At 61.2% G+C, this 214-nt stretch carries 1 pseudogene; it reads left to right on the top strand.

Annotated features, from left to right (window positions below):
- A pseudogene (locus A3722_RS24270) lies at window positions 1–214 on the top strand (type I restriction endonuclease subunit R); the annotation flags it as partial.

The following is a 214-nucleotide window of genomic DNA, read 5'->3' as shown; positions in this document are numbered from 1 at the left end:
CTTGGGCGACACCGATCTTGAAAAGCTGCACATCTACGGCACATGGCTGAAGCGCATCCTGCCCACCCGACAGGCGCCGCAGGGCGAAGATGTGACTGATGATATGCTCGATCTCGAGGCCTACGTCATCAAAGAAGAGGGCGAAGTCACCGACGCCCGTCTCGGCAAGGACGACAGCAAGGCGTTGGGCCCGATCGACCGGTTCGGGGCCAAC

Source organism: Sulfitobacter sp. HI0027, from assembly GCF_001634775.1.
GTDB lineage: Bacteria > Pseudomonadota > Alphaproteobacteria > Rhodobacterales > Rhodobacteraceae > Sulfitobacter.
Note: the sequence above shows the minus strand (reverse complement) of the source record. Positions and strands in the feature narration are given on the sequence as shown.